This is a genomic window from Streptomyces sp. NPDC030165 (assembly GCF_055573595.1).
In genome coordinates, this window is record NZ_JBVIBD010000010.1 from 25,495 (window position 1) to 33,551 (window position 8,057).

The window sequence follows — 8,057 nt, forward strand, 5'->3', positions numbered from 1 at the left end:
CTGATCAGTGACCCATGCCCAATCCGCCGTCGACGGGAATGACGGCTCCGGTGATGTACGCGGCCTCGTCGGAGGCCAGGAAGCGGACCGAGGCGGCGATCTCCTCGGGCTGCGCGTAACGCGCCAGCGGCACCTGCTTGACGATGCCCTCCCGCTGCTCGTCGGTGAGCGCGCGGGTCATGTCGGTGTCGACGAAACCGGGCGCGACCACGTTGACGGTGATGTTACGGCTGCCCAGCTCACGGGCGAGCGAGCGGGCGAAGCCCACCAGCCCGGCCTTGGAGGCGGCGTAGTTCGCCTGGCCCGCGGAGCCCAGCAGGCCCACGACGGACGAGATCAGCACGACGCGGCCCTTGCGTGCCCGCAGCATGCCGCGGTTGGCGCGCTTGACCACCCGGAAGGTGCCGGTGAGGTTGGTGTCGAGGACCGAGGTGAAGTCCTCCTCGGACATCCGCATGAGCAGCTGGTCACGGGTGACGCCGGCGTTGGCCACCAGCACCTCCACCGCGCCGTGCTTCTCCTCGATCTCCTTGTAGGCCTGCTCGACCTGCTCGGCGTCCGTGATGTCGCACTTCACGGCCAAAAATCCCTCGGGCGGCTCCCCCGAGCGGTAGGTGATGGCGACCTTGTCGCCTGCCTCGGCGAAGGCCCGGGCGATGGCGAGGCCAATGCCGCGGTTGCCTCCGGTGACCAGAACCGAGCGGCTCAAGAGATCACCCTTTCCGTGTCCTGTCCGACCTGCGTTCGCTACGAAACTATCGGTCACCGGCCTCGTACGGAGAATCGAGCCCGGACAGGCGCGCGCGCCGGTCACTGTCGGGTCCCTACAGAAGACACCACCGTGCGGTGCCCCTACGGGGTGGGCCGCGCGCCCCGGGCAGGGCATGATTCATGGCGCCTGCCCCGGGAGGACGCCTTGCCTGCCACACCTCGCTCGATCGACGAGACCTTCCTCGCGCTGCCACTCCACGCACTGGCCGACGCCGCGCTGGCACGGGCCCGCGCGCTGGGCGCCACCCATGCGGACTTCCGCCTGGAGCGGGTGCGCAACGCGTCCTGGCGGCTGCGGGACGCCCGGCCGTCGGAGACGTCGGACACCACGGACCTGGGCTACGCGGTACGCGTGGTGCACAACGGGGCCTGGGGCTTCGCGTCCGGCATGGACCTGACGATGGACGCCGCGGCGCGGGTGGCCGGACAGGCGGTCGCGATGGCGAAGCTGTCGGCCAAGGTCATCGAGGCGGCCGGCTCCACCGGGAAAGTCGAGCTGGCCGACGAGCCCGCGTATCCGGACCGCACATGGATCTCCTCCTACGAGATCAACCCGTTCGGCGTACCGGACGCGGACAAGACCGGGCTGCTGGCCGAGTGGAGCGCCCGGCTGCTGGCCGCGCCGGGCGTGGCGCACGCGGACGCCTCACTGCTGACCGTCCAGGAGAACAAGTTCTACGCGGACACGGCGGGCACCAGCACCACCCAGCAGCGGGTACGGCTGCACCCGCAGCTCACGGCGGTCGCGGTGGACCCGGTGAGCGGCGAGTTCGACTCGATGCGCACACTGGCGCCGCCGGTGGGCCGCGGCTGGGAGTATTTGACCGACGGCGGGTACGGCTGGGACGCCGAGCTGGACCGGATGCCGGACCACCTCGCCGAGAAACTACGGGCCCCCAGCGTCGAGCCCGGCCGCTACGACCTGGTCGTGGACCCTTCCAACCTGTGGCTCACCATCCACGAGTCGATCGGCCACGCCACCGAACTGGACCGCGCGCTGGGCTACGAAGCGGCCTACGCCGGCACCTCCTTCGCCACCTTCGACCAGCTCGGCAAGCTGGCGTACGGCTCCGAGATCATGAACGTCACCGGCGACCGCACCGCCGAACACGGCCTGGCGACCATCGGCTACGACGACGAGGGCGTCGCGGCCCAGTCCTGGGACCTCATCAAGAACGGCACCCTGGTCGGCTACCAACTCGACCGCCGCACCGCCGAACTCACCGGCTTCCCGCGCTCCAACGGCTGCGCCTACGCCGACTCCCCCGCCCACGTCCCCGTCCAGCGCATGGCGAACGTCTCCCTGCAACCCGCACCACGCGGACCGTCCACGCGGGACCTGATCTCCGGGGTGGAGCACGGCATCTACGTCGTCGGGGACCGGTCGTGGTCGATCGATATGCAGCGGCACAATTTCCAGTTCACCGCCCAGCGCTTCCACCGCATCGAGCACGGGCAGCTCGCCGGGCAGTTGCGGGACGTCGCCTATCAGGGCACCACCACCGACTTCTGGGGTTCGATGGCCGCGGTGGGCGGGCCCGGTACGTATGTGCTGGGTGGGGCCTTCAACTGTGGGAAGGCGCAGCCGGGGCAGATCGCCGCGGTGTCGCACGGTTGTCCGTCGGCGCTGTTCACCGGTGTCGGCATTCTGAACACGGCACGGGAGGCGGGCCGATGAGCAGCCGTACGCGGCGGGCGAACGCGCCCCACGAGATCGTCGAGCGGGCCCTGGAGCTGTCCCGGGCCGACGGTTGTGTGGTGATCGCCGAGGAGCGTTCCAGTGCCAATCTGCGCTGGGCGGGTAACGCGCTGACCACCAATGGCGTCACCCGGGGGCGGGCGCTGACCGTCGTCGCCACCGTGGACGGCGCGCAGGGTACCGCTTCGGGTGTGGTGTCGCGGTCCGCGGTGACCGCCGCCGACCTGGAGCCACTGGTACGGGAGGCGGAGGCGGCCGCCCGGGAGGCCGGGCCCGCCGAGGACGCCGCGCCGCTGGTCGCGGGCGCCGCGCCGTCGCCGCACTTCACCGACGCCCCCGACGAGACGTCCTCCGCGGTCTTCGACGCCTTCGCGCCCGCACTGGGCGAGGCGTTCAAGCAGGCCGGTGACGGGGGCCGTGAGCTGTACGGCTTTGCGTACCACGAGGTCGTGTCGTCCTATCTCGGCTCGTCCACGGGGCTGCGGCTGCGGCACGACCAGCCCACCGGGACGCTGGAGCTGAACGCCAAGTCCCCGGACCGCGCCCGGTCCGCGTGGGCGGGCCGGTCCACCCGTGACTTCCGGGACGCTGACCCGCTGGCCATGGACGCGAAGCTGGCCACCCGGCTCGGCTGGGCCGCGCGGCGCGTCGAGCTGCCGGCCGGGCGGTACGAGACGCTGCTGCCACCGACCGCCGTCGCGGACCTGTTCGTCTACCAGCAGTGGTCAGCGGCGGCCCGGGACGCGGTGGAGGGCCGCACGGTCTTCTCCCGGCCCGGCGGCAGCACCCTCGTCGGGTCGAAGCTCGCGGAGCTGCCGCTGACGCTGCGCAGCGACCCGGGCGCCCCCGGTCTGGAGTGCGCGCCGTTCGTGCTGGCCCACTCCTCCGGGGACGACGCCTCCGTCTTCGACAACGGGCTGCCCCTGGAGCCGACCGACTGGATCCGCGCCGGCGAGCTGCGGCGGCTGGTGACCACCCGGCACAGCGCCGGTCTGACCGGGCTGCCGGTGGCACCCGGCATCGACAATCTGATCCTGGACGGGGGCGGCACCCGGTCGCTGGAGGAGATGGTGGCGGACACCGAGCGGGGGCTGCTGCTGACCTGCCTGTGGTACATCCGCGAGGTGGACCCGGCGACGCTGCTGCTCACCGGTCTGACCCGGGACGGTGTCTACCTGGTCGAGAACGGCGAGGTGACCGGCGAGGTGAACAACTTCCGCTTCAACGAGTCGCCGGTGGACCTGCTGGCGCGGGCCGTGGAGGCGGGCCGTACGCAGCGCACGCTCCCCCGGGAGTGGAGCGACTACTTCACCCGTGCGGCGATGCCGCCTCTGCGGATTGCGGACTTCAACATGAGTTCGGTGAGCCCGGGGGTGTGAGGCGCTCCGGATCCCCGGCCGGTCCCTGGCGGGCGCCCGCCAGGGACCGGCCACCGGCTCTAATAGACTCTCCCTTCGTCCTCCCGTACGGGAACACCGACCGATCAGGAACGCCATGACACGCCTCGGCGAATCCGTCGCCCGCGCCAGCTCGCTGCTCTCCGCAGACCTCTCCGCCGACGCCACCGTCGCGGAGCTGCTCAAGGAGACGGGCGAGCGGCGCTATCTCGACCTGACGGACCTGCCCGCCAAGGAGCAGGCCGAGCTGATCGCCTCCCGTACCGTCGAGGTACTGCCGGGCGTGGACCAGCTCGCCGAGCGGATCGAGGAGCGCCGCGCCGCGGGCCAGGGCCTGCACATCAAGCTGGGCATCGACCCGACGGCCACCGACGTGCACCTCGGGCACGCGGTACCGCTGATCATCCTGAGCCGGTTCCAGCGGCTCGGGCACGACGTGACGCTGATCATCGGCGACTTCACCGCCAAGATCGGCGACCCGTCCGGCCGTACCGCCGAGCGTCCGCCGCTGACCGACGAGGACATCGCCGCCAACCTGGCCAGCTACCGCGACCAGGTCCGGCCGTTCTTCGACTTCGAGAAGGTCAGCTTCCGGCAGAACAGCGAGTGGCTGGCGCCGTACACCTTCCCTGAGCTGCTCGGACTGCTCTCGCAGGTGCCGGTATCGCAGCTGCTCCAGCGCGAGGACTTCAGGAACCGCCTCGCCGCGGGCTCCGGTCTGACCATGACCGAGCTGCTGTACCCCATCGCGCAGGGCCTGGACTCGGTGGCGCTGGAGTGCGACGTGGAGCTGGGCGGCGCCGACCAGCTGCTCAACCTCCAGATGGGCCGCAAGCTCATGGAGCTGCGCGGGCAGCGGCCGCAGCTGGTCGTCACGATGCCGCTGATCGAGGGCACCGACGGCACCGGCGCCAAGATGTCGAAGTCCAAGGGCAACTACGTCGGGCTCAGCGCGCCCGCCGACGACGTCTTCGGCAAGATCATGTCGGTGCCGGACCGGCTGATGGAGCCGTACCTGAAGGCGTGGACGGAGTGGACCGACGAGGAGATCGCGGTCGTCCTGGCCCGGATCGCCGACAAGAGCCTGCACCCGATGGACCTCAAGAAGGTCCTGGCGGGCGAGGTCGTGACGGCGCTGTACGGCCTGGAGGCGGCGATGGCCGCGCGCGCCGGGTTCGTCGCGCAGTTCTCCAGGAAGTCCTTCGCCGACGTCAGCACCCTGCCCGTGGTGGACGTCGCCGAGCACGGTGCGGAGACGGTGGCCACGGTCCTGACCAAGGTCCTGGAGTTCACGCCGAGCGCTTCGGCGGCGCGGCGGCTGGCCAAGCAGAACGCGCTGCGCCTGGTCGTGGAGGCCGCGGAGGGCCAGCAGACGCTGGTGCTCGCCGAGGCCGAGGTGATCCGGCCGCTGGGCGAGGTGCTGGCCGAGAAGCTGGCCGGTACCTCCGGCACGGCCTACCTGAAGGCGGGCCGCAAGCTGGCGCAGCTCGACGGGCGCTGAACGCACGGATACCGGGGGCGGGCGCCCCGCCCCCGGTACGGCGACGGCCGGTGCGCACGGATGCGCACCGGCCGTTCTCGCGTACCGGGGCCCGTCAGGTCGTCTCTCTGCCGTGACCGCGTACGGCCGCCCAGAGCCGGTCGCCGACGGCGACCACCACGACCGCTCCGACCAGCTGCAGCAGGTGCCGCGTCCAGTCGATGCCCTTGGTGTCGTTCACCCCGATGCCGGTGGCCAGCCAGTTGCCCAGGACGCTGCCGAGCATGCCGAAGACCACGGTCAGCCACAGGGGGATCTGCTGCTTGCCCGGGAGGATCGCCTTGGCGATCAGGCCCAGGACAAGGCCCACGATGATTGCCCACAACCAAGTCATGTCGCCTCCTAAAGCGGCGCGCGCGTGAGCGTGCCCAGCCAGTTTCGCCCCGGAATCCCTACGCCGCACGCCGGAGCGGACCGTACGCGGGATGGCGGTGCGGACCCGGCCCCGGCGTATCGCGCCCCGGTCTCGAAGGCGGCGCAGGCGCGGCGTAACGTGGGATCGGTGCGGAACCGGGGAGAATCCGGCACGACAAGCAGGTGGTGGAACGTGATGCGGAAGCAGACCGGTGCCCAGGCCTTCCGGATCACGGGAGCGCGGCAGGGGCTGACCGAGGATGTGCGGGGCCGGCAGCGGCGCTATGTGATCTCCATGTCGGTGCGGACGGTGGCCGTCATCCTCACCGCCGTGCTCTGGAACATCGAGCGTCACGTGGCCATCGCCACACTGGCGCTGGGCATCGTCCTGCCGTACGTCGCGGTCGTCATCGCCAACGCGGGGCGGGAGAACGTACGTTCACTGCCGTCCACCTTCATACCGGCGCCCACGCGGCCGATGCTGGGTCCCGGGAGCACCGCCGGCCCGGCGGAACCGGTCCCGGAAGCGGCCGGGCCGGAAGCGGACGGCCCGCGGCAGGAGCGGAGTTGAGCCGGCCGTGGTCGGCAAAGCTCAAGAAAAGCTCAGATCAATCATGCGGTTCCGGTGCACCGGGCCCACTCCCGCGTGACATACTGCGTACGCGCTCCGCATCCCCCGTCGGAGCGACGGACCGACGCCGGGCGGCTCCCCCCGTGGCTGCCCGGCGTCGCCATGTCCGCTCCGGCGGCGACGTAGGGTTGAGGCCGTGACCTCCCCTGACGCCCCGATTCCCGGCCCCTTCGGCGACACCGCGTCCGAGCTGCCCATCTGCTCGGCCAAAGGCTGCCGCGCCGCCGCGGTGTGGGTGCTGGCCTGGAACAACCCCAAGCTGCACACCCCGGAACGCCGCAAGACCTGGCTCGCCTGCGAGGAGCACCGCGAGCATCTGTCCAACTTCCTTGAGTTGCGCGGCTTCCTGAAGGACGTCGTCACGCTGGAGGCGTGGGAGCAGGCCGCCGGCGACCGGCCGGCCGGCGACTGACCGCCCGCCGCCATTGGTCCGGCCTCTGGCGGCAAGCCGTGGACGACGGCCGCGGCCTGACACCAACGTCCCGGGACAGCGCACCTAGCCGCCGATCGCCGACATCGGCCGCTCGGGCTGGAGGAACGACGGGTCGTCCAGGCCCGAGCCCGCCTTCTTGCCCCACATCGCCTGCTTCCATATGCGGGCGATCTCCGCGTCCGGGGCGTCCGAGCGCAGGGCCGACCGCAGGTCCGTCTCCTCGGTGGCGAACAGGCAGGTACGGACCTGACCGTCGGCGGTCAGGCGCGTACGGTCGCAGGCGCGGCAGAACGGGCGGGTGACGGAGGCGATGACGCCGACCCGATGCGGGCCGCCGTCCACCAGCCAGCGCTCGGCGGGCGCCGAACCGCGCTCCTCCTGGCCCTCGGGGGTGAGCGTGAAGCGGGTCCGCAGCGAGGCGAGGATGTCGCCGGCGGTGATCATCCCGTCGCGCTTCCAGCCGTGCTGGGCGTCGAGCGGCATCTGCTCGATGAAGCGCAGCTCGTAGTCGTGCGCGACCGCCCAGGCCAGCAGGTCGGGGGCCTCGTCGTCGTTGAAACCGGGCATCAGGACGCTGTTGACCTTGACCGGGGTGAGGCCGGCGGCTCGGGCCGCGTCCAGGCCGCGGAGCACGTCCTCGTGGCGCTTGCGGCGGGTCAGGGCGCGGAAGACGTCCGGGCGCAGGGTGTCGAGGGAGACGTTGACGCGGTCCAGGCCGGCGGCGCGCAGGGCGGCGGCCGTGCGCTCCAGGCCTATGCCGTTGGTGGTCAGCGACATCTGCGGGCGGTTCTCCAGGGCGGCGACGCGCTCGACGATGCCGACGAGGCCGGGGCGCAGCAGCGGCTCGCCGCCCGTGAAGCGGACCTCCTCGATGCCCAGGTCGGTCACGGCGATGCGGACGAGGCGGACGATCTCGTCGTCGGTGAGCAGGTCGGGCTTGGCGAGCCACTGCAGGCCCTCTTCCGGCATGCAGTACGTGCAGCGCAGGTTGCACCGGTCGGTCAGTGAGACGCGCAGGTCGGTGGCCACGCGACCGTATGTGTCGATGAGCACTGGGGCCCCCTGCCCGAGTCCGATCATTTCGCTTCCGAGCCTACGCGATGGGTCTGACAGCGAGCACGGGTGAGAAATCACGAGGCGGGGGGGGGGGGGGGGGGGGGGGGGGGGGGGGGGGGGGCGGGCGAAGCGCCCGTCATCGGAAGGGAACAAGGGAGTACTACTCATCCCAGTAG

The 8,057-nt window shown here is 71.4% G+C and carries 8 protein-coding genes; 5 read left to right on the forward strand and 3 right to left on the reverse strand.

All coding sequences use genetic code 11. The annotated features are described in order from the left end of the window. Window positions 1-4: 4 nt before the first annotated feature. Window positions 5-709, reverse strand: a complete 705-nt coding sequence (gene fabG / locus ACZ4Z1_RS19935) for a 3-oxoacyl-[acyl-carrier-protein] reductase (RefSeq protein ID WP_468487914.1) — start codon at window positions 707-709, stop codon at window positions 5-7. Window positions 710-916: 207 nt separating this feature from the next. Between fabG and ACZ4Z1_RS19940 the strand changes: the two genes are divergently transcribed. The 3 genes from ACZ4Z1_RS19940 (at window position 917) to tyrS (ending at window position 5,368) form a co-directional block, all read left to right on the forward strand. After that, on the forward strand, window positions 917-2,449 hold the full coding sequence (locus ACZ4Z1_RS19940) for a TldD/PmbA family protein (protein WP_468487915.1): 1,533 nt from the start codon (window positions 917-919) through the stop codon (window positions 2,447-2,449). Beyond that, entirely contained in the window at window positions 2,446-3,849 is a 1,404-nt protein-coding gene (locus ACZ4Z1_RS19945) for a metallopeptidase TldD-related protein (protein WP_468487916.1), read from the forward strand. Before ACZ4Z1_RS19940 ends, ACZ4Z1_RS19945 begins: the two co-directional genes overlap by 4 nt. A 115-nt stretch (window positions 3,850-3,964) precedes the next feature. Then, window positions 3,965-5,368, forward strand: coding sequence for a tyrosine--tRNA ligase (tyrS, locus tag ACZ4Z1_RS19950; protein WP_468487917.1), 1,404 nt, complete (start codon window positions 3,965-3,967; stop codon window positions 5,366-5,368). A 94-nt stretch (window positions 5,369-5,462) separates the two neighbouring features. Here the strand turns inward: tyrS and ACZ4Z1_RS19955 are convergent, their stop codons facing one another. Further along, the gene (locus tag ACZ4Z1_RS19955; protein WP_365848081.1) at window positions 5,463-5,741 is read right to left on the reverse strand and encodes a GlsB/YeaQ/YmgE family stress response membrane protein; all 279 of its coding nucleotides are present in this window, start codon (window positions 5,739-5,741) and stop codon (window positions 5,463-5,465) included. Between the two features lie 216 nt (window positions 5,742-5,957). Between ACZ4Z1_RS19955 and ACZ4Z1_RS19960 the strand changes: the two genes are divergently transcribed. Continuing rightward, entirely contained in the window at window positions 5,958-6,332 is a 375-nt protein-coding gene (locus ACZ4Z1_RS19960; RefSeq protein ID WP_468487918.1) for a DUF3099 domain-containing protein, read from the forward strand. 196 nt (window positions 6,333-6,528) lie between these two features. Further along, window positions 6,529-6,804, forward strand: a complete 276-nt coding sequence (locus ACZ4Z1_RS19965) for a hypothetical protein (RefSeq protein ID WP_468487919.1) — start codon at window positions 6,529-6,531, stop codon at window positions 6,802-6,804. Between the two features lie 84 nt (window positions 6,805-6,888). On the opposite strand, the gene moaA is transcribed toward ACZ4Z1_RS19965, so the two are convergent. Next, window positions 6,889-7,878, reverse strand: coding sequence for a GTP 3',8-cyclase MoaA (gene moaA, locus ACZ4Z1_RS19970; protein WP_468487920.1), 990 nt, complete (start codon window positions 7,876-7,878; stop codon window positions 6,889-6,891). Between the last annotated feature and the right edge of the window lie 179 nt (window positions 7,879-8,057).